Raw genomic sequence first — 25,411 nt, 5'->3', positions numbered from 1 at the left:
TGAAATAAAATCACACTTCTTACTCAAAGTGCCCTCGTTTATAAAAATCCAAAATACTTACCTACTAATCCCAAAAGTACAATAATACCTATAAGTTTAATTGGAGAAAAACCCTTTCGTAACAACATATATAGTAACAACGTAAAACCAAAGGGCAATAAATTAGGCATAATTTGGTCTAATAAATCTTCTTGTATCTTTATCTCCGCTTCACCTGCTGTTGCTTTTAAAGGAGTTTGAATACTAACGTAAGAAGCAATTAAAGCTCCTACCACCGTAATACCGACAATCGTAGCTGCATGTGCAATATCTTTCGTACCGGATTTTAGTTTTTGCATGGCATTTATTCCTGATCGGTAGCCAAAATAGATGCCTCCGAAACGGATAAGAAAATGCACCGCATTAAAACTAAGCAAGAAAATAATTGGACCAGCCACATTCCCTTCCATTGCTAATGACACGCCAATCCCCGCACAAATTGGAAGTAATGTAAGCCAGATTAGCGCATCACCGATTCCTCCGAAAGGTCCCATCATTGCTACTTTTACTGCACGGATAGAGTTTCCATCTTGTTTCTTTTCTTCCATAGCAGCAATCATCCCAAGAATAATGGTAGAAATAAATGTATGGCTATTAAAGAAATCTAAATGCCGTTGCATTTTCTCTGAAAGTTCTTTTTTGCTCTTCGAAACACGCTCCAAAGCCGGAAGTATACTGTAAAGCCATCCCCCTGCCTGCATTCTTTCGTAGTTAAATGAACTTTGCAAAAAGAAAGAACGGAAGGCCATTTTAAATAAATCATATTTAGTGATTACTTTTTGCATCCTATTTTCTTCCACTTGCTCCTTTTTTACATCAGATACCATTCGTTGTCGTCTCCTTTCGCTCTGTACTCTTTCGGAAATAATCGTACATTGCAATTGCAATAGCAATAATGGCAATACCTATTAACGACAATTCAAAATATGTCACTAAAACAAAACCTATCAAAAGAAACGGAATATATTGCTGCTTCAGCATAATATGAAGTAACATAGCAAATCCAACTGCGGGCATCATTCCCCCAGCCACACTTAAACCATCAAGTATCCAAGAAGGCAAACTTTCTAAAGCAGTTCTAGCGGAATCAACACCTAAATAAATTGGTAAAAAAGCAACGATGAAATTAAATAAAAATAATACAGGCAACTGCGAAAGACTAAGCCATTTTATTTTTCTTACATTACCTGCTACTGCAAGCTGATCAAATTTATGCATAATTGGAGAATATACCGTAAACAACAAAGTGATCGCACCTTGAACAGCAACCGCGAACGGTACAGCTACACTCACCGCTACCTTTGGATCTTGATCTAATAAAATAGCGAATGCAGTCCCGATTATACCGCCAATTACAACATTTGGCGGCTGCGCTCCTCCAATTGATACAAGTCCCATCCATATTAATTCTAGCGTTGCTCCTGTAATTAACCCTGTCTCCATATCTCCTAGAATAATTCCAACAACAACCCCGGTAACAATCGGTCTGTGTAAATGGGTTTGAAAATTAAATTGATCAATTCCAGCTATTCCAGCCCATATAGAAATAAGGATAGCTTTTATTAACATGCAATTTCACATCCCTTCATTATAATAAGCCAACAATGTCATATCCCCGTTCTTCTGGTACACGCTGAATCGTTTGTTTAACACCCATTTCTGCTATTTTTCTTATACACGCTCTGTCTGCTTCATTAATGGCAACGGATTTAGCAATTTGCTTCTTCCCATCTTCGTAGTGAAGATTGCCAATATTAATTTCTTTAATTTCTAGGCCTCCTTCAATTAATTTCAATGCATCCTGAATATATCTGACAACAACTAGTAACTTTTGCTGCGCGGATGCTTGTGGTAATTTAAGAATGGCTTCTTCTATAGAAAAATAGCGGGTTTCAATTCCTGACGATACCGCCATATCCATTAAGCTTTGCTGAAACGTATCATTAGCAACTTCATCATTAACTACAACAATCATATTTGCTCGCAAATAATTCACCCAACCAACAGCAACTTGTCCATGAATTAATCTATAATCAACTCTTGTTAACAATATATTAGCCATCCTTACACTCTCCTTCATTCGCAAATAAGTACAAATATTCTCTTACAGCTTGCTTTATCTTATCTTCCGATTCAGGGGCTAACAACGTCGTATATGCTTCATAGTCTCTTTTCTCCCAGTATTTTTTTGGAACAATGTATCCGATTTGATCGTTTGTATTTCCTGCAAATAATAGTGGGAAATCAAAATAGGTTGCAATCTCCTCTCCCGATTCGAAATAGAATTCGCCTGGTATACCAACAAACACAATATGTTTAATCCGAAACAGTTGAATCACTGTCGTAATATCATTTACTTTTTTTACATTTTTGACTATTTGCAGTAAACAATTAGCCCCTTCTATTTGTGACGCTATTCTGCGTAATTCTCCCACAGAAACTTTATCTTGTTTCTCGCTATATATAGCCTGTAAATTTTTCAACTCCTGTTTAATCGTTTTTTCATCAGGTATATCTCGCATTTGTAAAGTAATTGGATATAACGCTGCTCTTACAATTGGCCGCTCTATAGCTGTTGCACTTTCTGAAGTTTGAATTACCTTTTGTGCTAATTTCCCACCTATACGCTCTACTTCTTGAAAAGTGGATGCTTTTCGCGTAAAGCGTGTACTAATATCTGCTGATGGACCATTTATAAACATGGCACAGTTTACATCCGAACGCTCCTCTAAAGCTTTGCTCACTTCACCGGGGAAATCAGCGCTAATATATACGTTATTAGCGTTTAAAATGGTTGGGTGGCATGCAAAATGATACATTATTGCCTTTTCTCCTTGTTTATTCGTAAACGTAATAACGCTTACTTTATGATCATAGCTAGCTTCTAAATTGTTACGATTGGTAGCTATTCCTTCTGCAACCCCTTCCCCAAACTTAACCTCACATATCTCTAAATTTTTTAATGCATAATCAATAGCTGCTAATATTTGGTTGTGTTGATGGTCTACAATTGACTTTGTATATGGTAAATAGCCATTCAGATACGGATGAGCAGTTACAAGTAAAGAACTCTCATCAAATATGCCTCCGGGGCCTGAGTGGGTATGGGTTGCATGAACAAACACATGATGTTTAGGTATGGAAAAGTTCTCCCAAATCCTTTTTGTTAATAATTTCACATAATGAGAATCAATGCCTACTAAATCAAGATTTATCATAATAAATAAGTCATTTTCATTCGAAAATACAAATACTCGCGTGTAAAGAGGATCATGAATTCCTGCTGCTTTTCTTTCCTTCATATAACCTGCTAAGTTTGTACCTATTTGAGGGGTAATTTCTTTCTTTGCTGTTCCACAGTGAAGCGGCATATAGTATTATAGCTCCTTTCATGATAATTAAATGTTAGTCATCGATTAAACACCGAAAAAGGAATGATTATTCTTCCTGTACTTAGCTCCAAGACAGCTTGTTTTTCATTTGGAAAATTTGTCCAGATAAAGTAACTCGACATCTACTTTAAAGAACAATTCATACTTTATTCATGTGTGTTGCCAACCAAGGTAATTTTGTTAATTTTCAGTTAGTATCGACGATAGGTCATTCAGCAATTACTTCTTGTTTATATATTTGTAGATTTCTCCCCAACATATACCTCCTTCCCTTTAATATTATTTCGTACTATACACACTATAAATGATAAATAAGTTATCGTCAATAGTTTTTTGAAAATAATAGTATCATTTAAACTATCCTTTCCCTTTTAAACTAGATTGATATTGAGATGATAGATTTAAAGAACAAAGGCTCGGGGCGCCCGGTTAGCAACGTAGCGAGTGGAACGAATCAATGAAAGTTTTAGGAATCATGCTCCTGCAACAGGAGTATACCGGCGCCCTCCCGCAAGCCCGTCTTTAGTCGGCCTTCCTATTTAGAACGAACCGATGATGACTTAGCTTAAGGCAATGCAGTGAAGTCGAGTCGCCTAGTTGTTGGACGCTTGCGCCGGACGTGGCTAAATAAATTAGTTAGTTTATCCACAGCTGCAAAATTTGACAATTTCCTCTAATTTCCTAGACAAAAACAAAAAATCATGCTCCCCTCCCATGTGGCACATGATTTTTTAACGTTGTACCCTTTTCTTTTGAATAAGCAGTCTAAGAGGTTATCATAAATCGTTTTAAACTAATAGAAAATAGATATATAGATTCACATGCTTATAACTCCTAGAATCAATAGCTATTTGTTTTCCTCAACGTCATCTTCCTCTCATTTACCATTACTTCCATTAAAAATATCTGAAACGTTTTTCATCATTATTACAGTATGGTTTATACTTTACTAATGTATCTTATCAAGATTAACGTTTCATTATAGTTGTATGAGTGCTTTTCGTCTCATTAACTACCCGCTTCTTTTAAATAACTTATTTATCGCAACCATTTATAAATAACCAAATAATATACAAGATTTTATTGTAAGTATTTTTTGAAAACTTTATTATTATAGATAAACATTTTATCGGTTGTCCGTTATAATAGAGGTAATTTGAGGTGATGAGGTGATGATGTGAAAAAGAACTCCCCTGTATTTGGAAATAGATTGAAATTTCTACGGAAGCAGAGGGGCTTAAAACAGGAAGAAGTTGCAAAGTCTCTTAACATTTCCCGTGCTAGGTATTCCCATTACGAGAACAATCATGTAGAGCCAGATATAGAAATGCTTAAAAACTTATCTCGTTTTTATAATGTAACCATTGATTACCTAGTAGGAAATGGTAATCAAAACAATGATAAAGATGAAGTTTTAGATATTGATCCAGAATTAAAACTTTGGTATAGGGATTTGCCAAGCAATGGAGAGAAAGATATGCTTCGGCTTAAAAAAATTTGGGATGTATTTAAAGAAGAATAAAACTGATGTTGTAAAGCTTTCTTCGTTTTAGAATGTATAAGAAATTTTTCTATTGGAGTTTGGTTTCAAAAAGGCGTTCAGAAATTTCCTTTATATAATACGACAACGGATAACTAAAGCTTTCATGACCGCCTTTTGTGTATTCATTAATTGTTCTAAACACAACAATTTTTACATAATATACTTGGTGCGAACCCCAAGTGCACATAAAACCCAGGGGGATTCGCACCAAAATCCACTTGCTTTTTTATTGGTTTTTGTAATAATATTGAATATAATTAATAATATTTAAAATTTTCAACCTAAAAATGGTCTGTTTTTGATTATTTTTGTTAGTTTTTTAGGGTGAACTCGCTACGTCGCACCTTGTATAGGTGCGTGTATTGAATACTGCATAAACAACTTTTATGCTGTTAACAATACCATAAATTAAAGTGGTTTGTAGCTAAAAACTCATAAAGAAAGGATGATGAATATGCTTGTTTTATATCCTTTAGTACAAGGAGTTTTTATAGGGGGCATTGTTGTAGCCTTAACCATCTTATTTGTCAAGGCCATTAAATATAAAATTGTTATTTATGCACCTAGCTCTCTAGCAATTGTTATTTCTCTTATAATGTTGGTGGAAGCGCATACTGCTGCATGTGCTGCTCCTAATTGTTATACTTCAATGATAAATATTATTACTTCTATTACTGTATTAATCTTTTCAATCCCCTCTTTCATTTGCGCCTATTTAAAAGTTGGTTAAGGTAATATCCCAACAGGAAGCTGCATTAGCAAAGTAGTAAGCGTTCATAATAGTGAACCTGATCACGAAGCTGGTTACTCACTGCTTACATTGACCATATATGCTAACTCAAGGCGATAGAATTCGTAAGGGCTCAGAAGCAATTAAAGTGGCTGTAACTGAGGGGTTTTTCTTTTTAAGAAGCACTTTTCTCTTCTATTTTTTATACAGATATAGGTTGGTTTCTTTAAATAGGTCGCACATTACATAAATATACTTATCTACTAACTAAAAAACCGCTAGTTATACAAGTTTGCCTTCCCACGCATAGCGTAGGGCTTAATCTATTGTTCTACAACTAGCGGCTCCTCATTTTTTTCAATACCATTGAACTATTTTCAATAATTGAATATATCCGCATACTTTTTTAACAAGTCCCCTAAAAAACAATCAATTCAAATCCGTGAAAATTTTACCAGGGTTAAAAATATGATGTGGATCTAGACTGTCTTTAATACTTTTCATCACTTGAAGAGCTGCGCCATGCTCTGCCAGTTGATATTTTGCTTTACCAACCCCAACGCCATGTTCACCAGTACATGTTCCACCACATGACAAAGCATAGGAAACAATTTGCTCATTCACCTTATTTGCTTTTGCTATATCTTCTGGATTCTGTGCATCAATCATCATTAATATATGATAATTACCATCGCCGACATGCCCCACAATTCCTCCGGGGAACCCTGAAGCCTCCACAGCAGCTCTACCTTGTTTAATAGCATTTGCCAAATTAGAGATTGGCACACAAACATCGGTTACCATCTGCTTTTTCCCAGGATAATGATGTAAAAAAGCGTACGCAGTTTGATGTCGTGCTTCCCACAAACGATTTCTCCCTAGCGTATCTGCTTCAAATGCGAGATCTTGACATTGATGTTCCTCTAAAATTTCCGTAGTAAAATTCATATCCTCTTGGAGGCCCGCTTCATTTCCATGAAATTCTATAAAAATTGTCGGTATTTCTAAATAATCCGTATTACTAAATAAATTGATGTGTTTCATCGATGATGCATCTACGAGTTCCACCCTAGCAACAGGAATGCCAGCTTGTAATATAGCAATAACTGCCCCCACTGCATCATTTAACGTAGTAAATGCCGCTCTTCCTGCCACCATTTTTTCTGGTATACCATGTACTTTTAACGTAAGTTCTGTAAAACAACCAAGCGTTCCTTCTGAACCAATAAATAATCCATTAAGATGTAATCCAGAAGAAGACTTCGCTGCCATATTCCCCGTATGAATAACGCTACCGTCTGCTAAGACAACCTGCAAATTCCTAACCTGATCTCGCATTACACCATATTTAACAGATGTTGTGCCACTTGCATTTGTCGCTGCCATCCCTCCTAGAGTTGCATCGGCACCCGGATCAACAGAGAAAAATAAACCGTACTTTTTCAACTCTTTTTCCAATTGCTTTCGCGTCACACCTGGTTGCACCTTAACTAAAAAATCATCTGGTCGTACTTCCAAAATTTGATTCATTAAGGAGAAATCAATCGTAATCCCTCCTTGATATGGAATAGCACTCCCTTCCAGGCTCGTACCTAACCCAAAAGGCACTATCGGCACATTAAACTCCGAAGCCAGCTTCACCACACGACTTACTTCTATTGTTGTTTTTGGAAAAACAACTACATTTGGTAAAGCAGGTGTATGGTAAGATTCATCTGCACTGTGCTGCTCTAATATCGTTTCATTATCACTTATACGATCTGATGGAAGTATCTGTTCTAATGCATTCATAAATATCATTTTCTACTCTCTCCATCCCACATTAATTTAAATAATTCAAAAATTAAACCTGTATGTAAACACATATTACTTTCCCTGTGAACTACTTAGAGGTTAACAGTAAAAAAATATCATCATTTACACAACAATACTTACAAGTGTGTTAAAAAAGCAATACTCTCCCCCCATAGGAAGACCTTATCATATTTATGAATTATTGAGAAGTTACCAATTATCCTAAAATTTCATGAACACATTCCTTCCTTTTGTAAGAACAACACGGATAACCATGCTGCTACTAAAAAGATGAACAAGTAAATGTCAAAAAATATCGTTACTGTGATTTAAATAAAATTGCTATAAGGAAGACACGTATAGTCAAGAATAAGTAATATTGACGTTACAAAAATTTGCAAGCTAGAAACTAAAAAACAGTATTGTACAATTATATTCATGAAATGACTAATTATGAATTATGCCTTATAATGAATATAAAATTATTCATATCATTTCAGTTTACTTTTTAGTGCGAACCCCAAGTGCACATAAAAACCCTAGGGGATTCGCACCAAAATTTAAGTAATATTACGGTAATATATGTAATATAATTCCATTTACTCAGATTATTTGCGATTTCTAAGCTGAAAACGGGCTGTTTTTTATGATTTTTGTAACTTTTTAGTATAAAATCGCAGTCGCACCTAATATAGGTGCGTGGATTGAAATAATTCTTGTTCCAGATGCTTTAGAAGTATTAAAAAGTCGCACCTAATATAGGTGCGTGGATTGAAATCAGGACTTTTATCCATCGACATTAGTGATATTTCGTCGCACCTAATATAGGTGCGTGGATTGAAATTAAAAAATCTCCAATTAAATTTCCTCTTTTGTCGGTCGCACCTAATATAGGTGCGTGGATTGAAATTCCTATTTTAGCAGAATTAGATATATTTAATATTGTCGCACCTAATATAGGTGCGTGGATTGAAATTGCCATTCCAGCAACCTTATATCTTTCTACTAATGCGTCGCACCTAATATAGGTGCGTGGATTGAAATATATCATCAACTGTAATTGTATAAATAACGTCAAGTCGCACCTAATATAGGTGCGTGGATTGAAATACTTTGCTACTTTAGCAGACGGCGTACGTTACGCGTCGCACCTAATATAGGTGCGTGGATTGAAATAGGGTGGCAGAAACGTAAAGATATTTGGTTTGATAATGTCGCACCTAATATAGGTGCGTGGATTGAAATTGTTTATAGGGGTGTTTAATAATGAATAATACAAGTCGCACCTAATATAGGTGCGTGGATTGAAATTGCCACACTGCCCACTAAAACAACATATCCATTTGTCGCACCTAATATAGGTGCGTGGATTGAAATTTCCTTATTAAGGCAGGGGAAGATTCCGCACCAAAGGTCGCACCTAATATAGGTGCGTGGATTGAAATGAAATACATTTTAATGGTAAACCAACACTTACAAGTCGCACCTAATATAGGTGCGTGGATTGAAATGTGTGACTCCGTTTAATAGTCGCCGCTCATGTGCGGTCGCACCTAATATAGGTGCGTGGATTGAAATTATCGTTAGTATATTTTTAATATCTATCCTTGAGTATGTCGCACCTAATATAGGTGCGTGGATTGAAATAACAACCCGGAAGTAATGAAGCTTTATAGGCAAGGTCGCACCTAATATAGGTGCGTGGATTGAAATATCAATAAATCCGTCTTGTGTTAAAACAAACTTCGTCGCACCTAATATAGGTGCGTGGATTGAAATGTTAAATCTTTTTGTCTCCATATCTCTTTGTATGTCGCACCTAATATAGGTGCGTGGATTGAAATAACTTGTTGTGGTATTTCAATATCTAATGTAAAAGTCGCACCTAATATAGGTGCGTGGATTGAAATAACTTGTTGTGGTATTTCAATATCTAATGTAAAAGTCGCACCTAATATAGGTGCGTGGATTGAAATCTTTCTAAGTGTCCACGTATTACAACATTTTCGGGTCGCACCTAATATAGGTGCGTGGATTGAAATTAACCGCAGAGGAAGCTGTTGCATTTGGTCTTGGTCGCACCTAATATAGGTGCGTGGATTGAAATGTAAATGGCATGACGGGGAAATTGTTTTAAACGACAAGTCGCACCTAATATAGGTGCGTGGATTGAAATTTGTGGTTTTTTAATATTAATTTGGCATCTGCATCGTCGCACCTAATATAGGTGCGTGGATTGAAATCTGTGCAATAGCAGGAATATATTTAACGTTCTTAGTCGCACCTAATATAGGTGCGTGGATTGAAATCTCGACGCACACGCATTACAGGCGGACTACAACGCGTCGCACCTAATATAGGTGCGTGGATTGAAATGTCAAGGGGCGTACTTACAAGGTGGCGCAAGTTAAGGTCGCACCTAATATAGGTGCGTGGATTGAAATCTTCTTTTCTTATAGCTGTCTTGATATATCCATCGTCGCACCTAATATAGGTGCGTGGATTGAAATGTTTAATCTGCGCCGTTCTTTCGTTTGTTCCTTCGTCGCACCTAATATAGGTGCGTGGATTGAAATAGACTTAGACTCTATCGTTAGCCTACCAGTTGTAGTCGCACCTAATATAGGTGCGTGGATTGAAATTTTATCTATTGAAGGAATTTTGATTGATTTAATGTCGCACCTAATATAGGTGCGTGGATTGAAATATCCATGTTATCCTTAAATAGCGTGTCGGTATCACGTCGCACCTAATATAGGTGCGTGGATTGAAATTTTTTGCACACGTCCTGTTTCAATTAAATTCATGGTCGCACCTGATACAGGTGCGACATGGGAATCATCACATAAAACTTCAATAATCATGAAACATCGCTTGTATTTCTGATAGGTCATCCGTCAGAGTAAGTGCTAACATTAACAATATTCTAGCTTTTTGCGGTGACAAGTTATCTGCGGTTATAAAAGGAAAAGTATCAAAACTTTCAATAGGGACAACCCGTCCTTCAAAGCACCGACTACTTCTAACCACTACTATTCCTTTTTGACAGGCTTTTTTTAGCGCCTTCTCCTCTTTTGGGGAACACCTTCCCGCCCCCGTCCCAGCTAACACAATTCCAGAATACTTCCCACTATCAACAATAAAATTAATAATATCTTCGTTTACACCAGCGTATGAATACACAATGGCCACCTCAGGTAAGTTTCTAACGTTACTATTATCATTAAACACAGATTGAAAAGTATGCTTTCTATTTGGATATCTATCATATAGCACGGTGTGTTCTGCGCTTACATACCCTAAAGCCCCTACTTTACCTGATTGAAATGTGTCCAAGCTATACGTATCTGTTTTGGCTACTTCTCGGGCAGAATGAATTTCATTGTTAGCAACAACAAGCACTCCTTTTGCATAGGATTGTTGATCAACCGCTACTTTAACGCCCGTCCACAAATTGTTTAACACATCAGAACCAATAGCAGTAACAGGTCGTTGCGCACCCACCAAAACAACTGGTTTTTTACTTTTTACCGTTAAATGTAAAAAGTAAGCCGTTTCCTCTAACGTGTTTGTTCCATGCGTAATAACAATTCCATCATATTGCTTTTCGTTAAGCAATCCATTAACAAGTGTTTTCAACTGTATCCAATCAGAACTACCCATTTTCGTACTACTCCTATTAGCTAGCTGATAGGTATCCACTTGTGCTACATCCAAAACTTCCGGAATTTGTTCCAATAAATCTTCTCCAGTATAATAACCAGTTCGATAGTCTTTTAGATCAAGACGGTTTATCCCTTTACCTGAAATAGTGCCACCACTTGCAATTAACTTTAGGCTTTTCATCAATACACCACCACTTAAGTAATCGTTTTCTTTTTAAAAGCAGGAATAACAATGGACAATAATGCTACTATAAAGAGAGCTATTGCTATAGGACTTTCTAAAAAAATGCCCAAATCACCTTCAGAAATAGTCAGTGACTGCCTTAAAGATTGCTCCATCATACCCCCCAAAATAAAACTCAAAATAAACGGAGGGGCAGGAAAACGCGCTAATCGCATTAAAAACCCAATAACCCCAAATATAAGTAATAAGTAAATGTCAAATGTGTTAAAACTAATAGCATAGACGCCAAGCATACAAAAAGTAATTACTAGTGATATAAGAAGTGGTCTAGGAATAAGTAACAGCTTGGAAATATACGGGATCAGCGGCAAATTTAATATTAATAAGAAGACATTTCCGATATACATACTAGCAATAACGCCCCAAAACAAGGTCGGTTCATCCTCAAATAACAGAGGGCCAGGTTGCACTCCTAGCACAAGTAACGCTCCTAATAACACAGCTGTCGTACCTGATCCTGGAATTCCAAGACTTAATAACGGAACAAACGCACCACTGGTAGCTGCATTGTTAGCAGTTTCTGGAGCTGTTAATCCTTTTATGGAACCTTTCCCAAATTGTTCAGGTCTTTTCGATAATTTTTTCTCAACAATATAACCAATAAAAGAAGCAATCGTTGCGCCAGCGCCCGGTAACACACCAATGATAAATCCAAGAAAAGATTGCCTTGTTGCTGGCCCTTTCATTTCTTTAAGATCCGATTTCGTCAGCTTGAGACTACCAATATTTTGGTGTATATCGTTCTTCTCTTTAAAAGAGTTAATGATTAAAAAGCAAATTTCAGCCAAAGCAAACAAACCTAGAGCTATAACTAAAAATTCAATACCACTTAATAAATTTGTCATCCCAAACGTAAAACGAGGGGTCCCTGTTTGCGCATCAATCCCTACTGTGGCAAACATAAAACCAATCACTCCCGAAATAAACGCTTTCACAAGAGAACCTTCTGATAAACTAGCAATAGCCGTTAGCGCTACTAACATTAAAGCAAAGTACTCAGGCGGTCCAAATGCAATCGCCACTGAGGCAAGCATTGGAGCAAATAACATGAGTAATACAATTCCTACCGTTCCACCAATAAAAGAAGAAATAGCTGCAATGGCAAGTGCTTTTCCCGCTTTTCCTTGTTTCGCTAATGGATGACCATCAAAAGCTGTGGCTACTGTTCCAGATATACCTGGAGCATTTAACAAAATCGATGATGTAGAACCTCCAAATACAGCGCCGTAATAAACTCCCGCCATCATAACAAGAGCAATAGTAGGATCAAACCCATAAGATATAGGAATCATGACCGCAATTGCCGAAATTGGACCTAATCCCGGTAACATACCAATAAAAGTACCTGCCAACACACCGATAAAAACAAAAATAATCCCTTCTACACTAAAAGCAACCTGAAAACCTGATAGTAATCCTTCCAAACCTCCCATAGTAACCTCCCTCTAAAAAGGCATAACCCCTTGCGGCAACCGAATTTGTAATGCGCTCGTAAATAAAAGATAAAATGTTAATGGTACGAGAATAGCTATAACAGCATTAATTACATGTTTTCTATAACCTAATAAGTACGAGCAAAAGAATATGAAGAAAGTGCTTACAATTAAAAACCCTAAACTCTCTAAAAAACTAGCATAAAGAACGATGAGCAAAAACACACCAAGTAATTTCAGCAAATCAGTCTTATTTATATTTAATTTGTCATTTTCAACGTCCCCTTTTCCGAAAAATAAGATAGTGGAAAGAACTAGTAATAATATTCCTAAAATTATTGGCAAAGCATTCGAATCTATTGGTACATAAGCATAGGATGGCAATCTATAGGCAAAGAAAAGATATAAAATAGCTATGCACCAAAGAAGCACTGCAATTTTTCTATTTAATGTTTTTAACATGTTTATAGATCAACTCCCATCTTGCCCTCATTCATTTTTTAATATTCCTAGCTCATCCAGTAATTGTTCAGACTCTTCTTTCTGTTCATCTAAAAAATCTTTGTACTCTTCTCCATACATGAACATTTCATCCCAACCATACTGCTTTCGAATTTCTTTCCATGCTTCTGACTCATTTAATTCTTTAAACTTAGAAACATAAAAATCTATGGCGTTTTCGTCAGTATCAGGTGGTGCAAAAAAACCTCGCCAATTCACAAAATAGGAGTCAATCCCCTGTTCTCGAACCGTTGGAAATTCAGAAATAACTTCTCCTTCTAATCGCTCTTCTGAAGTGACTCCAAGCACCTTGATTTTCCCAGCCTTTGCTTGTTCAATGGTTTCCGCAACACCAGTTGAATAAACATCAGCACTTCCGTTCAATAAAGCTGTTAATGTTCCTCCATCTTGCTCAGATACATATTTAATTTTTTTAATATCTACTCCAGCTTCCTTGGCAATTTTCACAAATTGAATATGATCCATACTCCCAGGAGAAGATGCGCCAATGATTGTAACGGATGAAGGGTCTTTCTTCATATCTTCAAATAAATCGTTTAAATTCTCCCATTTTGAATCTGCCCTTACTGCAAAAGCACCATAATCAGCAATTACATTGGCAATTGGCGTAAAATCATTATGATCATACTGAGATTGACCATTTAATGGGTAAGCGTAAAATAAAATACACATAACAATCACAGGGCATCTATGTGATAATCTTCTTAGAAAATAAATTAGGAGGTTATGCGATGACCCTAAAAGACAAGCGAATAGAATGGAAAGCGCGGTATGATGCCTGGAAAAAAAGCGGACAAAGTATATCTGAATGGTGCCGAGGGAAAGAAATTAAAACGCATCAGATGTATTATTGGGTGCAACAATTTCGTGAGCACGGCAAAACTTCCATCAAGAAAAGCGCATCCAGGGAAACACAATGGCTAACCGTTCAAATGGGTGATTTTCCACTTGTACCACCTCACGAGAAAGAACCAATCTTTATTCACGTTGGTTCTACCTCCATTGAAGTGCGATCAGGAACGGATATGAACTTACTCTCGGATATTATTCATGTTTTAGGGAAGTAATCACGTTCATGAATATGCCATTTGAAAAAGTGTATTTAGCTTGCGGTAGCACAGATATGCGTAAATCGATTGATGGACTTGCTGCCATTGTGATAGAATGCTTCGATTTAGACCCTTTTTCTCCTTGCCTGTTTGTATTTTGTAACCGAAAGCGTGATAAGTTAAAAATACTGCAATGGGAAGTCAACGGATTTTGGCTGTATTATCGTCGGCTTGAAAAAGGAACATTTCAATGGCCATCCGATAAAGACTTAACGCCTATATCTATTAGCCCACGTCAATTTCGCTGGTTGTTGGATGGTATGTCGATGAACCAGCACCAAGCACACAGAGAAGTACTAGCGCGCACGATTCTATAAAAAATTGAAATATAGAAATACGGGAATTCGACTAGGCAAGTCGGGTTCTTTTTCGTATACTAATTTTATGGATAAAACAGCGGAAACAAACAAGAAAACAATGGAATATTATCAAGAGCTCAACGAAAAGCTAGAGTTGGAAAAAGAAGAGTTAGAAGCAAAATTAAAATGGTATGAAGAACAATTTAGATTGCTTCAACAACAAAAATTCGGCTCTTCTAGCGAGAAGACCAATTCTGACCAACTGTCTCTTTTTAACGAGGTAGAGGACACTTCGGATTCCAACCATGAAGAGCCTACGGTGGAGACGATTACATATAAACGCAAGAAGCAAAAAGGGCAACGCAAGGAGCAATTAGACAACCTGCCTACGGAAACGGTAGAATACCGTTTACCTGCTGAGGAACAGGTGTGTTCGTGTTGCGCTGGTGAACTGCATGAAATGAGCACGCAAGTGCGTAAAGAATTAAAGGTTATTCCTGCGCAGGTGAAAGTGGTGGAACATGTCCAGTACGTCTATAGCTGTCGTCATTGTGAACAACATGAGATACAAACGCCTATTCAAACAGCTAAAATGCCAGCGCCTGTGTTTCCAGGGAGTTTAGCCTCTCCTTCCGCCATGGCCTATACGATGTCGCAAAAATACGTGGAAGGAATGCCGTTGTATCGCCAAGAGAAGCAATTCGAACGATTTGGCGTCTTTATTCCACGTCAAACACTAGCTAATTGGGTCATATATGGTGCGACCACTTGGCTTACACTCATTTACAAAGAGATGCATACCGCCCTATTAGAATTGGATACCATACATGCAGATGAAACAGTTGTACAAGTTTTATCTGAACCAGGTAGAAAAGCTACTTCCAATTCGTATATGTGGCTGTATCGCTCTGGACACACGGATGTGCCAATCATTTTGTATGAGTACCAGCAAACAAGAGCATCCAAACATCCACGACGATTCCTACAGGGATATCAGGGCTACTTAACAGTAGACGGTTACCCTGGTTATAATGGAATAAAGAATGTCGTACTGATTGGTTGCTGGGCGCATGCACGTCGTAAATTCACAGAAGCATTACAATCGCTTCCCGAATCTTCGACCACTACAGCGGTAAAAGCGAAAGAAGGCTTAGACTTTTGTAATCAATTATTCGATATCGAACGCGACCTAAAGAGCGTTAGCCCACAGGAACGTTATGAACAACGTTTGGAGCGCAGTCAGCCCGTGCTGGATGCTTTTTCAGCATGGCTAAAACAGCAAACGCCGCGTGTTCTTCCGAAGAGTAAACTAGGCAAAGCTGTTACCTATTGCCGTAAACAATGGGATCGCTTAGAAGGATTTTTAAAGGATGGAAGATTGGAGATAGACAACAACTGCGCAGAGCGGTCGATCAAGCCTTTTGTGATCGGAAGAAAAGCTTGGCTGTTTAGTAATACCGCCAAAGGAGCTACATCCAGTGCCATTGTTTATAGCATAGTGGAAACAGCGAAGGAAAGCGGATTAAATCCATTCCATTATCTTAGCTACTTATTTGAACGACTTCCCAATATAGATACAACAGATAGGGAACAACTAACCCGACTCTTACCGTGGTCAACCACGCTGCCTCAAGAGTGTCGTGTTCCTACGAAATCTAAGTAAATCTTAACATAGGCCCACATCTACATAATAGGTGTGGGCTGTTTTACGCTTACTTTAATGGCACATCAATAATTGGAGGGGAAGCGATAAACATGTGATGCGGATTTCCTGCTTTCTCAGCTACATAAGCCCAACCAACAGCACCCCCTCCACCGGGTTTATTTACTACGCCAATATCTTGCTCTATCATCCCTTCTTCCTCAAATATTTTGGCAGTCATTCTCGCAGTTGTATCCCAGCCACTCCCAGCACCAGCAGGAGCGACAACCTCAATCGATTCTTTTGGAGACCATTCCCCACTAACCGCTTTATTATTATTAGAACAAGCGATTAAAGTAACCATGCTTACAAACACTAAAATCAAACCCCATTTTTTTCCCAACGTAATCACCCTTTCATTTTTGTATAACAAACTCGCCTGTAAGTGCTTTTCATAGTAGAATCATTTGTTCATAGAGATACAAAAACTATCATGCCTTCACCCAAAAAAGTAGTTGAAAATAGATAATTCCCAAAAAGGTCGATTTTTAAAAAATCATATTTTCAAAACACCGTATATAGTTGCTTGTTCAATAAATGGAATACTATATGCCGACATGAAATAATCTAATGACCTTTTTGGGGTAAGAATCAATCAAACTTTTATCGCGCTATTGAAACAGTCACTTTTTAGGTGCACTAATCAATTCAAATTTTATTTGACTTGCTAGTAACCCCGTTGTGCATTGCATAATATTCATTTATATATTTCAATTTTTATAAGGAATTAGATCACTTCTTTATCATTTTGTTTTTCCTTATCAATAGCATAAAAAATATCTGGAAAAAGTTTTTTTATATCTTCGTTGAAAAATAATTCATACTTCACCATTGTATCTCGACCAGGATCAGCATCTCCTTTTTCTATTTTTCTAACATAGATAGTTGAAATACCCAATTCTTTTGCTAATTCTTGTTGAGTCAATTGATGCTTTTTTCTGAGCTGTGTAAGTGCTTTTCGTTCCATTAACTATTCTCCCTCCATTTGATAACTTTTTTATCATTACAAATACTATAAAAGATAAACTAATTATCGTCAATGATTTTTAGAAAATTTTATTATCATAGATAAACATTTTATCGGTTGTCCGTTATAATAGAGGTAATTTGAGGTGATCATGTGAAAAAGAACTCTCCTGTATTTGGAAATAGATTGAAATTTCTACGGAAGCAAAGAGATTTAAAACAGGAAGATGTTGCAAAATCTCTGGGTATTTCTCGTGCTAGATATTCCCATTACGAGAACAATCATGTAGAGCCAGATATAGAAATGCTTAAAAATTTATCACAATTTTATAATGTAAGTATTGATTACTTGGTAGGAAATAGCATTAAAAACAAGAATAAAGATGAAATTTTAAATATTGATCCAGAATTAGAACTCTGGTACAAAGAATTACCAAGCAATGGAGAGGAGGATATGCGACGTCTTAAAAAAATTTGGGATGTTTTTAAAGAGGAATAAAATTGGTGTCGTAAACTTTCTTCATTTTAGAGTGTATAAGAAATTTTTCTATTGGAGTTTGGTTTCAAAAAGGCGTTCAGAAATTTGCTTTATATAATACGTCAACAGATAACTAAAACTTTCATGACCGCCTTTTGTGTATTCATTAATTGTTCTAAATACAAAAATTTTTACATAATATACTTGGTGCGAACCCCAAGTGCACATAAAAACCCAGGGGGATTCGCACCAAAATCCGCTTGCTTTTTTGATGATTTTTGTAATAATATTGAAGATAATTAGTAATATTTAAGATTTTCAACTTAAAAATGGACTGTTTTTGATTATTTTTGTTAGTTTTTAGGATAAAATCGCAGTCGCACCTTATATAGGTGCGTGGATTGAAATTGTTAATTCTATTTTTGCAGGTTTTTTGTTTACGTCGCACCTTATATAGGTGCGTGGATTGAAATTTACAAGTAGTGAACGAAAGAAAAGTAGCGTTGAGGTCGCACCTTATATAGGTGCGTGGATTGAAATACATATGTACCAAAATCTAGAAACTCCATAAAATGTCGCACCTTATATAGGTGCGTGGATTGAAATTGTCCTTAAAGATTGACTATCTTTGTCGAATATCATGTCGCACCTTATATAGGTGCGTGGATTGAAATTTACTTTCTATATTTATTATACCACTAAATTTTTGTCGCACCTTATATAGGTGCGTGGATTGAAATATCAAGCTTACACAAACCCTTACGAATCATTTGAGTCGCACCTTATATAGGTGCGTGGATTGAAATTTGAGAGTCGCTTTATCTGGCGCTTCTTTAATTGTCGCACCTTATATAGGTGCGTGGATTGAAATACCCTTTCCGCTTCTAGTTGTTAAATGATAAGCTAGTCGCACCTTATATAGGTGCGTGGATTGAAATATCCTCTTTTCCGACTATTTTTATAGATAATTCTTCGTCGCACCTTATATAGGTGCGTGGATTGAAATACTATTAATTTTTAGATCCGTAATGCGTATTTATTGTCGCACCTTATATAGGTGCGTGGATTGAAATCCCTGTTTGGTAGTCCATAAAGTGCAAGCTGAACCGTCGCACCTTATATAGGTGCGTGGATTGAAATAATAATCCTGTAGACATCAAAAAAACATTTGCTAGTCGCACCTTATATAGGTGCGTGGATTGAAATACGATGTAATTACGAATCGTATCCTCTTTACTCGTCGCACCTTATATAGGTGCGTGGATTGAAATACGATGTAATTACGAATCGTATCCTCTTTACTCGTCGCACCTTATATAGGTGCGTGGATTGAAATCGTACCCGATATAGTTTTACGTATTTCTACTTTCATGTCGCACCTTATATAGGTGCGTGGATTGAAATATTTTTCGTCATCCTTTCGGCTTAAATTTGCGCAATGTCGCACCTTATATAGGTGCGTGGATTGAAATATCATGCCTATATGTCTTATCACCATAAATAACTTGTCGCACCTTATATAGGTGCGTGGATTGAAATTGGTTAAAAGAATATGTAGAACTAAACCTCAAACACGTCGCACCTTATATAGGTGCGTGGATTGAAATTACAAATTTTTTCACCATTTCGTTTAATTTCATTGTCGCACCTTATATAGGTGCGTGGATTGAAATCTTGCGGTCCTCTATCACCTTTTGGTCCTGTTGGGTCGCACCTTATATAGGTGCGTGGATTGAAATACACTGGGAGCTGGGTAAGCTCCTTGACGATGAAGTCGCACCTTATATAGGTGCGTGGATTGAAATTAAAGAAGCGCAACATTCATGTGAATAAACTGAGGGTCGCACCTTATATAGGTGCGTGGATTGAAATTGGTTGAACTCGTCAATCATGTCGATTTTGCGCCGTCGCACCTTATATAGGTGCGATGGAAATTACAGCTGGTATAATAGCCATTTTTAGCTTAAAATAATTCAGAATTATCCACCATATCCTTTATTGAAGATGTTTGTAACTTCCCCCTATAAATTTGTAGTTGCCACTAGTAAACCAAAGTTTTTAGTGATCAAGTATTAAAAACATACCTATACATAATTTGAAAACTTGCAGGTGTTTCTTAGCCATGTATAGAAGTCTACTATAATAAAAGAGTTAAGGGGAAAGGCGAGTTTTATTATTGAGACAAGAACTATAACTGGGTTATTTACATTTGTTTTATTAATGTGCATTTCAATGGCGAATATCAAGATTTGAAGCACCAAATCGGAAAGGAACATTTTTTTAAGTTCAATGTTAGAGGATATCCTGACGGTGATAACGGAAAAGCCGAATTGTATCTAAGCAAAACAACGTATTGTTTAAATTCAGTAAGCACGAGATGGTATGATTAATTATACTTGTAGCATAGGCATAACATATTAAGGGGTGATTCATTTGAAAAAGTATGCCAACCTTATACCAGTTTGCTTAGAGAATTGATGAAAACGCTCTGCTAATTCTCCACGATAAAAAGACTCCCCGTAGCTATCTGCTATTTCCTGTAATGTCGTTCCATGGTTTGGCGCGTACCATATTTCACCTGCTGCAGGTGCTTTTCCTTTAGGTGCAAAAGTTGTAAACCATTCTTTAAATAAATCATCTGTCAATTTCCGTTTATAAAAGAGCAAGTACCAACATCTGGTGAAATCATTGTACATTCAGATAAATATGAAATGATACCAGGAGATTATGTGTCTAAAGGAGAGCCAGAAATACAGTCTGTAGATACTCCCTCCGTATTGGAACTTTCCGAAGAATTCGAAACACTTACGGTCAATAAGAATAGTAGTATAGAAATTATTGTTAAAGAAAATCCATCACTTACTGTTTTTCAGTGGAACGAAGATGAACAAACAAAAGAAGTTGCTCTTAAAGACAATAAACTAAATGTCCCAAAAAAAGAAGGAATTTATATTTATGAAGTGAAAGCCAAGTGGGAAAACGGGGAGGCATCGTTTATATTTGATGTAGAAGTTAAATGACCAAGTACTATCATAAAGCAGTAAAAGCAAATATCTTGTTAATAACTCGCACCCGGATAAAAAATAACCATCTACTACTCCAACAAAGTTAGTTATTTTTAACAAACAGAAATGACTAGCGAAGGAAAAATATTAGAAAAAACCTGGCTTTCGCCAATTCTAATAGCGACAACCTTTGTAATTCTTATACTATCATCTACAAAATTCTATGTTTCCCTACAGTTCAAAAAACCGCACAAGATGTGCGGCATATTTTAAACAGTAATTAATCCAATAGCTACGGTGCTTGCTAAGAGAACAATACTAAGCCCCCATAGCCAAAACAGGGAATAGCGAATATGACGTCCCATTTCCAAGCCTGCCAATCCCAGAGCCAACCAGACTGCTGGTGAAAATGGACTAATAAACGTTCCAACAATATTGCCAACAATCATCGCATAACCAGTAGATAGAGAATCAATCCCAAAGCCAGTTGCAATTTGTTCGACTACTGGCATTAATGCGAAATAATACGCATCCGTGCTTAACAACAAATCAAATGGAACACCAAAGAAGCCGATAATTAAATGAATATACGGCGCAATGAATGCTGGGATTACTTTGACCACATCTTCTGCAATCGCATTCAACATTCCCGTACCAGTTAAAATCCCTAAGAAGGTTCCAGCTGCTAGTATAATTGTCGCCATCATTAAGGCATTTGGAGCATGAGCGCGCATGCGATCCATTTGATCTTCCATGTTTGGATAATTTAGCGGTAGCGCTAAGCTTACCCCAATCATAAATACAAGCCCTGCTGGGATAATGCCCCATACTAATGTCCCTACAACGGCAATGGCTAATAAAATGTTAAGCCCAAATTTCCAAGCAACAGTTTCTGACGCTTTGTTTATAGTTTCTGACGTACCGTCTACGTTGGTTACATCAGGCTCCATAGCTGCCGCCGCTTCTACGGATCCGTATGCTTTCGTAATCCGCCTTTTTTCCCGATATCCAAGAACAATCGCTAAAGCAATCATAAGTACAAGTCCAATGGCTTGAACAGGTATTAACGGTCTCCATAATTCCGTGACATCCATATTTAACACAGAAGCCGACCTGCCCAACGGCCCTGCCCATGGTAACATATTCATAATGCTTGCGCTTCCTGCAATCAATAGCAGAAGTAAATATGGATTCATCTTTAACTTTTTATAAAGCGGCAACAATGCTGGTATGGTAATAAGAAATGTAGATGCCCCAGACCCATCTAATTGAGCAATGGCAGCAATAAAAACACTACCAACACTAATTGCGATGACATTCCCCTGCGATACAGTAATCATCCCTCGAATTAATGGATCAAATAGTCCAACATCTTGCATAATACCGAAAAAAAGAATTGCAAAAATAAACATAATCGCAACATGTACAACATCGGCAATCCCATCATTAAAAAATGTTCCGATGTCTTCTAGACCAAATCCAGCAATGACTGCAGCTATGATAGGTGTCAACACTAATGCTATAATTGGCGCCACACGTCCGCTAATTAATAATAGTACAATAATAATAATCGTCAAAAATCCAATGATACTTAAAACTCCCATGATATCCCCCTTCTGCATAGCAAAGCGGTATGTAAAACCCCAAAGTCACGCAAATGTTATCTTCTAACGTTTTCTCAACTAGTTTTATGAGAAACAATGCTTTTCACGATACAAGTTAGCGAAAAGTATTAGATTAGTAATTAAAATATCACGGAATGTAAGCGGTTAAAATATTTTGTCGATAAGTATATTAACTATTATTTGTTTCATTTTGTTCATAAGTTTCACAAAGGACATAACGCCTTTCTGGTCTGCCTACATTTCCATACAGCAGTGTTGTCTTAATCTTTTTTAAGGAAACGAGATACTCTAAGTATCTTCTGGCAGTTGATCTGCTCGTCCCAATTTGTTCACTTAACTCCATAGCTGTAATTCCTTTTACCTTTTTAGTTTGAAATAGATTGGTAACTTCATCTAACGTAATTGAATCAATTCCTTTAGGCAACTGGCCATGCGTTTTTTTGGTAGGAGAGAAACCCCCAATCTGTCTTTCAATCAGACCATCAATTTCGTGCTGTTCTAAAACTTCTTTCGACATCAGATAACGACGCCTTTGTTGATACTGCTTCAACATCTTTGTAAACCGCTCTGCATCCACAGGCTTAATGATATAATCAATCACGCCACCACGTAGCACTTCCTCAATGACATTTTTTTCTATCGCAGCGGAGATCACCACAATATCTACTCGTTTACAGTGGGTACGCAATTGCCAAAAAAGTTCCAACCCTTCTACATCGGGGATATAAATATCCAATAATATGAGATCTATTTCTGCCCCTGGCTCTCGCAAATAATGATACGCTTCTTCAGCTGTTTTGACACTTTTTACAACCTGATAACCTTCTACTTGTTCCACAAATTGTTGATTGATCGCTGCAACGCGAAAATCGTCTTCAATAATTAGTACCTGTATCCCCTGTTTCTCCATGCCTTTCCGCTTCCCCTTTCGGCATAATGATGATAAAACGAGCCCCTCCTAATTCGCCTTCTTCCACTAAAATTTCTCCTCCAACACGTTCTACAAGATGTTTACTTAACGCTAAACCAACACCACGATGAGCCCCATCTTTGGTCGTATAACCTTGTTCAAAAATAGGATCGATATTCTGATGTGAAAGCCCGCTTCCCGAATCATCCACCTCTACAATGACATCTTCTCCAATATCTGTAAAGAGAACCGTCATGTTACGATTCGATTTTTCCTCCTTTTTCACAGACTCGATAGCATTCTCAAGCAAATTACCGACCGCTGTTAAAAACGCCCGCTGCTTTTCTCCAACAAAACTAGTAGAAAGCTGGCTCTCTGGATCAATCGCCATCGTAATGCCAAGTTCACTGGCTTGATCCCATTTCCCTTGAAGCAACCCTTGAACCATTGGATCAGCTACCTGTTCCAGTAAAAATCGCGAAAGTGTCGCTTGGGTTTTGTTTTCTTGCTTTATATATGTAATCGCTTCTTCCTGTTTATCTAGCTGTAACAAACCTAGAATAGTATGCAATTTATTGGAAAATTCATGGGTTTGTGCACGTTGGGCATTGGCATATTGTTTCATTTGCGATAACTCTTTTGTAATGCTTTCCAGCTCCGTTTTTTTACGAAATGTAGTAACTGCACCAATGATAGTATGTTGATGAAAGATAGGTGTTCGGTTTGTCAAAACAACGACATCGCCAAGGATCATCTCTTTATTAAAATGCTTCTCACCTGTTTTCAAAACATCAAATAACCCCGTATGAGGTAAAAATTGATCAACGGTTTTCCCTACATACGACCGCTTATCTATTTCTCGATCAAATAAAATAGTTTGCGCAGCATCGTTCATCATCATCATTCTTCCTTGGTTATCCACAGCAATAATGCCTTCATGTGTAGACTGTAAAATGGCCTCTTTTTGCAATAATAGTTGAGTGATTTCCTCTGGTTCCATTCCCGATAGCAATTTTTTTAAATACGTTGCAATCAGGATAGCACCTATAACCCCTATGAAAAGAATACCAAATAGCATTAACCAAACAGATCTAATTTGATCCTCAATAATATGTTGCACTTTTTCATTTAAAAATCCAACCGATACCACACCAATAATTTCTCCATCCTTATCTCTAATAGGTGTTTTTCCGCGAATGGATAATCCCAATGACCCTTCACGCTTCGAGATATATGACTCCCCCTCTTCTAAAGCACGAGCATTATCCCCACCAACCATTGGCTTTCCAATTTTTTTCGGGTCTGGATGTGCATAACGAATGCCCTCCTTATTTCCTATAACTATAAACTCTGCACCAATATTTTGTTGAAGGGGTCCGACAATATTTTCCATGACCGTTTCCGGACGCTCTAACTCAAAAGCATCGCGTACACTTGGCATATTCGCGACACTTTTAGATACGCTTAACGCCCGCTTTGCTATTTGATCTTCCATCGTTGTTGCTATAAATGAGCGAAGAAACAATCCAAAAATAACAAACATCCCTATAAGCAAGATACTTATAAGCATGATCATTTTCACCTTTAAACTGAAATATCGTTTATTAGCAATAATATCTTTCTTCTTATGTAGAATAAACATCTTTACGCCCCTTTTCATCCTCTCTCTTACTAGTATAATGACATGTTTATGATAGGAAGAAAGAATTTGCTTTAACGAACCGATTGTAGACAGGATAAAAAGAAAAATGGATGCTACTGTGAGCAAAATCTTCTCCCTTTGCAATTAAAAACACCCTTCTTTCGTCATATGAGGATATACTCATTTTTCAAAAAAATCCCTCTCTTCACTTTCATTTGCTAGTGGTCAACTATATACTATACATAACTAAAAATATGGTTCATATTGGTAAATCATCTATTTATCGGAGGCTAAAATGTGAAGAAGCAACGAT

Annotated in this window: 21 protein-coding genes, 1 pseudogene and 2 CRISPR repeat arrays; of the genes and pseudogenes, 7 read left to right on the top strand and 15 right to left on the bottom strand. The window is 37.0% G+C overall.

The window, feature by feature from the left end; translation table 11 throughout:
• Positions 1-38: 38 nt before the first annotated feature.
• The 4 genes from D9780_RS02110 to D9780_RS02095 are packed head-to-tail and all read right to left on the bottom strand — an operon-like array spanning position 39 to position 3,410.
• Entirely contained in the window at positions 39-866 is an 828-nt protein-coding gene (locus tag D9780_RS02110; protein WP_077706023.1) for a PTS system mannose/fructose/sorbose family transporter subunit IID, read from the bottom strand.
• Positions 856-1,608 carry a PTS N-acetylgalactosamine transporter subunit IIC gene (gene agaW, locus D9780_RS02105; RefSeq protein ID WP_073006600.1) on the bottom strand — a complete coding sequence of 251 codons (753 nt, stop codon included), beginning with the start codon at positions 1,606-1,608 and terminating at the stop codon, positions 856-858. The genes D9780_RS02110 and agaW overlap by 11 nt, the downstream gene beginning before the upstream one ends.
• A 19-nt stretch (positions 1,609-1,627) precedes the next feature.
• Complete coding sequence (locus D9780_RS02100; RefSeq protein ID WP_073006598.1) at positions 1,628-2,101, bottom strand: PTS sugar transporter subunit IIB; 474 nt, start codon at positions 2,099-2,101, stop codon at positions 1,628-1,630.
• The gene (locus D9780_RS02095) at positions 2,094-3,410 is read right to left on the bottom strand and encodes a neutral/alkaline non-lysosomal ceramidase N-terminal domain-containing protein (RefSeq protein WP_121639114.1); all 1,317 of its coding nucleotides are present in this window, start codon (positions 3,408-3,410) and stop codon (positions 2,094-2,096) included. The genes D9780_RS02100 and D9780_RS02095 overlap by 8 nt, the downstream gene beginning before the upstream one ends.
• Positions 3,411-4,608: 1,198 nt before the next feature.
• Here D9780_RS02095 and D9780_RS02090 point away from each other — a divergent pair.
• Both D9780_RS02090 and D9780_RS02085 read left to right on the top strand, forming a co-directional pair.
• Positions 4,609-4,953: a helix-turn-helix domain-containing protein gene (locus tag D9780_RS02090; RefSeq protein ID WP_077706025.1), complete on the top strand. Its 345-nt coding sequence runs from the start codon at positions 4,609-4,611 to the stop codon at positions 4,951-4,953.
• Positions 4,954-5,428: 475 nt separating this feature from the next.
• Positions 5,429-5,704, top strand: coding sequence for a hypothetical protein (locus D9780_RS02085; RefSeq protein WP_121639113.1), 276 nt, complete (start codon positions 5,429-5,431; stop codon positions 5,702-5,704).
• Positions 5,705-6,133: 429 nt separating this feature from the next.
• Here D9780_RS02085 and D9780_RS02080 read toward each other — a convergent pair whose 3' ends face one another.
• The 5 genes and pseudogenes from D9780_RS02080 to D9780_RS02060 form a co-directional block, all read right to left on the bottom strand.
• A complete protein-coding gene (locus D9780_RS02080) occupies positions 6,134-7,504 on the bottom strand; it encodes an FAD-binding oxidoreductase (RefSeq protein ID WP_121639112.1) in 1,371 nt (456 codons plus the stop codon).
• A 673-nt stretch (positions 7,505-8,177) separates the two neighbouring features.
• A CRISPR array of direct repeats spans positions 8,178-10,338; the repeat unit is 32 nt; unit sequence GTCGCACCTAATATAGGTGCGTGGATTGAAAT.
• A 13-nt stretch (positions 10,339-10,351) separates the two neighbouring features.
• Positions 10,352-11,344, bottom strand: a complete 993-nt coding sequence (locus D9780_RS02075) for an asparaginase (protein WP_121639111.1) — start codon at positions 11,342-11,344, stop codon at positions 10,352-10,354.
• A gap of 14 nt (positions 11,345-11,358) precedes the next feature.
• Positions 11,359-12,840, bottom strand: coding sequence for a tripartite tricarboxylate transporter permease (locus D9780_RS02070; protein WP_121639110.1), 1,482 nt, complete (start codon positions 12,838-12,840; stop codon positions 11,359-11,361).
• A 12-nt stretch (positions 12,841-12,852) separates the two neighbouring features.
• Positions 12,853-13,302 carry a tripartite tricarboxylate transporter TctB family protein gene (locus tag D9780_RS02065; protein ID WP_121639109.1) on the bottom strand — a complete coding sequence of 150 codons (450 nt, stop codon included), beginning with the start codon at positions 13,300-13,302 and terminating at the stop codon, positions 12,853-12,855.
• A gap of 27 nt (positions 13,303-13,329) precedes the next feature.
• Positions 13,330-14,010: pseudogene (locus D9780_RS02060) on the bottom strand (Bug family tripartite tricarboxylate transporter substrate binding protein); the annotation flags it as partial.
• A gap of 83 nt (positions 14,011-14,093) precedes the next feature.
• Between D9780_RS02060 and D9780_RS02055 the strand changes: the two are divergent.
• From D9780_RS02055 to D9780_RS02045, 3 genes are all read left to right on the top strand, one after another.
• Positions 14,094-14,429 carry an IS66 family insertion sequence element accessory protein TnpA gene (locus tag D9780_RS02055; RefSeq protein ID WP_121639107.1) on the top strand — a complete coding sequence of 112 codons (336 nt, stop codon included), beginning with the start codon at positions 14,094-14,096 and terminating at the stop codon, positions 14,427-14,429.
• An 8-nt stretch (positions 14,430-14,437) separates the two neighbouring features.
• The gene (gene tnpB / locus D9780_RS02050) at positions 14,438-14,788 is read left to right on the top strand and encodes an IS66 family insertion sequence element accessory protein TnpB (RefSeq protein WP_162985763.1); all 351 of its coding nucleotides are present in this window, start codon (positions 14,438-14,440) and stop codon (positions 14,786-14,788) included.
• A 67-nt stretch (positions 14,789-14,855) separates the two neighbouring features.
• The gene (locus D9780_RS02045) at positions 14,856-16,433 is read left to right on the top strand and encodes an IS66 family transposase (RefSeq protein ID WP_121639106.1); all 1,578 of its coding nucleotides are present in this window, start codon (positions 14,856-14,858) and stop codon (positions 16,431-16,433) included.
• A gap of 49 nt (positions 16,434-16,482) precedes the next feature.
• On the opposite strand, the gene D9780_RS02040 is transcribed toward D9780_RS02045, so the two are convergent.
• Positions 16,483-16,815, bottom strand: coding sequence for a type 2 periplasmic-binding domain-containing protein (locus D9780_RS02040; RefSeq protein WP_121639105.1), 333 nt, complete (start codon positions 16,813-16,815; stop codon positions 16,483-16,485).
• Positions 16,816-17,199: 384 nt separating this feature from the next.
• Positions 17,200-17,439, bottom strand: coding sequence for a helix-turn-helix transcriptional regulator (locus D9780_RS02035; RefSeq protein ID WP_073006584.1), 240 nt, complete (start codon positions 17,437-17,439; stop codon positions 17,200-17,202).
• A gap of 153 nt (positions 17,440-17,592) precedes the next feature.
• Here D9780_RS02035 and D9780_RS02030 point away from each other — a divergent pair, with 153 nt between their 5' ends.
• The gene (locus tag D9780_RS02030; RefSeq protein WP_121639104.1) at positions 17,593-17,937 is read left to right on the top strand and encodes a helix-turn-helix domain-containing protein; all 345 of its coding nucleotides are present in this window, start codon (positions 17,593-17,595) and stop codon (positions 17,935-17,937) included.
• A 355-nt stretch (positions 17,938-18,292) separates the two neighbouring features.
• Positions 18,293-19,854: a CRISPR direct-repeat array (repeat unit 32 nt; unit sequence GTCGCACCTTATATAGGTGCGTGGATTGAAAT).
• Positions 19,855-20,345: 491 nt separating this feature from the next.
• Here the strand turns inward: D9780_RS02030 and D9780_RS02025 are convergent.
• Positions 20,346-20,582, bottom strand: a complete 237-nt coding sequence (locus D9780_RS02025) for a gamma-glutamyltransferase (protein ID WP_240458765.1) — start codon at positions 20,580-20,582, stop codon at positions 20,346-20,348.
• A gap of 63 nt (positions 20,583-20,645) precedes the next feature.
• Here D9780_RS02025 and D9780_RS02020 point away from each other — a divergent pair, with 63 nt between their 5' ends.
• On the top strand, positions 20,646-20,936 hold the full coding sequence (locus D9780_RS02020; RefSeq protein ID WP_121639102.1) for a hypothetical protein: 291 nt from the start codon (positions 20,646-20,648) through the stop codon (positions 20,934-20,936).
• A gap of 254 nt (positions 20,937-21,190) precedes the next feature.
• Here the strand turns inward: D9780_RS02020 and D9780_RS02015 are convergent, their stop codons facing one another.
• The 3 genes from D9780_RS02015 to D9780_RS02005 form a co-directional block, all read right to left on the bottom strand.
• Positions 21,191-22,525 carry a CitMHS family transporter gene (locus D9780_RS02015; protein ID WP_121639101.1) on the bottom strand — a complete coding sequence of 445 codons (1,335 nt, stop codon included), beginning with the start codon at positions 22,523-22,525 and terminating at the stop codon, positions 21,191-21,193.
• A gap of 190 nt (positions 22,526-22,715) precedes the next feature.
• Positions 22,716-23,456: a response regulator gene (locus D9780_RS02010; protein ID WP_121639100.1), complete on the bottom strand. Its 741-nt coding sequence runs from the start codon at positions 23,454-23,456 to the stop codon at positions 22,716-22,718.
• Positions 23,422-25,224 carry an ATP-binding protein gene (locus tag D9780_RS02005; protein ID WP_371413697.1) on the bottom strand — a complete coding sequence of 601 codons (1,803 nt, stop codon included), beginning with the start codon at positions 25,222-25,224 and terminating at the stop codon, positions 23,422-23,424. Before D9780_RS02005 ends, D9780_RS02010 begins: the two co-directional genes overlap by 35 nt.
• Between the last annotated feature and the right edge of the window lie 187 nt (positions 25,225-25,411).

Source organism: Virgibacillus sp. Bac330 (genome assembly GCF_003667845.1).
GTDB classification, from domain to species: Bacteria; Bacillota; Bacilli; order Bacillales; family Amphibacillaceae; genus Virgibacillus; species Virgibacillus chiguensis.
Note: the sequence above shows the minus strand (reverse complement) of the source record. Positions and strands in the feature narration are given on the sequence as shown.

Bases quoted from the DNA above. Each gene is read 5' to 3' on its own strand.
- D9780_RS02035 (WP_073006584.1), bottom strand. From the start codon at position 17,439: ATGGAACGAAAAGCACTTACACAGCTCAGAAAAAAGCATCAATTGACT.
- agaW (WP_073006600.1), bottom strand. From the start codon at position 1,608: ATGTTAATAAAAGCTATCCTTATTTCTATATGGGCTGGAATAGCTGGA.
- D9780_RS02045 (WP_121639106.1), top strand. From the start codon at position 14,856: ATGGATAAAACAGCGGAAACAAACAAGAAAACAATGGAATATTATCAA.
- D9780_RS02075 (WP_121639111.1), bottom strand. From the start codon at position 11,344: ATGAAAAGCCTAAAGTTAATTGCAAGTGGTGGCACTATTTCAGGTAAA.
- D9780_RS02095 (WP_121639114.1), bottom strand. From the start codon at position 3,410: ATGCCGCTTCACTGTGGAACAGCAAAGAAAGAAATTACCCCTCAAATA.
- tnpB (WP_162985763.1), top strand. From the start codon at position 14,438: ATGAATATGCCATTTGAAAAAGTGTATTTAGCTTGCGGTAGCACAGAT.
- D9780_RS02015 (WP_121639101.1), bottom strand. From the start codon at position 22,525: ATGGGAGTTTTAAGTATCATTGGATTTTTGACGATTATTATTATTGTA.
- D9780_RS02065 (WP_121639109.1), bottom strand. From the start codon at position 13,302: ATGTTAAAAACATTAAATAGAAAAATTGCAGTGCTTCTTTGGTGCATA.
- D9780_RS02100 (WP_073006598.1), bottom strand. From the start codon at position 2,101: ATGGCTAATATATTGTTAACAAGAGTTGATTATAGATTAATTCATGGA.
- D9780_RS02110 (WP_077706023.1), bottom strand. From the start codon at position 866: ATGGTATCTGATGTAAAAAAGGAGCAAGTGGAAGAAAATAGGATGCAA.
- D9780_RS02010 (WP_121639100.1), bottom strand. From the start codon at position 23,456: ATGGAGAAACAGGGGATACAGGTACTAATTATTGAAGACGATTTTCGC.
- D9780_RS02080 (WP_121639112.1), bottom strand. From the start codon at position 7,504: ATGATATTTATGAATGCATTAGAACAGATACTTCCATCAGATCGTATA.
- D9780_RS02070 (WP_121639110.1), bottom strand. From the start codon at position 12,840: ATGGGAGGTTTGGAAGGATTACTATCAGGTTTTCAGGTTGCTTTTAGT.
- D9780_RS02055 (WP_121639107.1), top strand. From the start codon at position 14,094: ATGACCCTAAAAGACAAGCGAATAGAATGGAAAGCGCGGTATGATGCC.
- D9780_RS02085 (WP_121639113.1), top strand. From the start codon at position 5,429: ATGCTTGTTTTATATCCTTTAGTACAAGGAGTTTTTATAGGGGGCATT.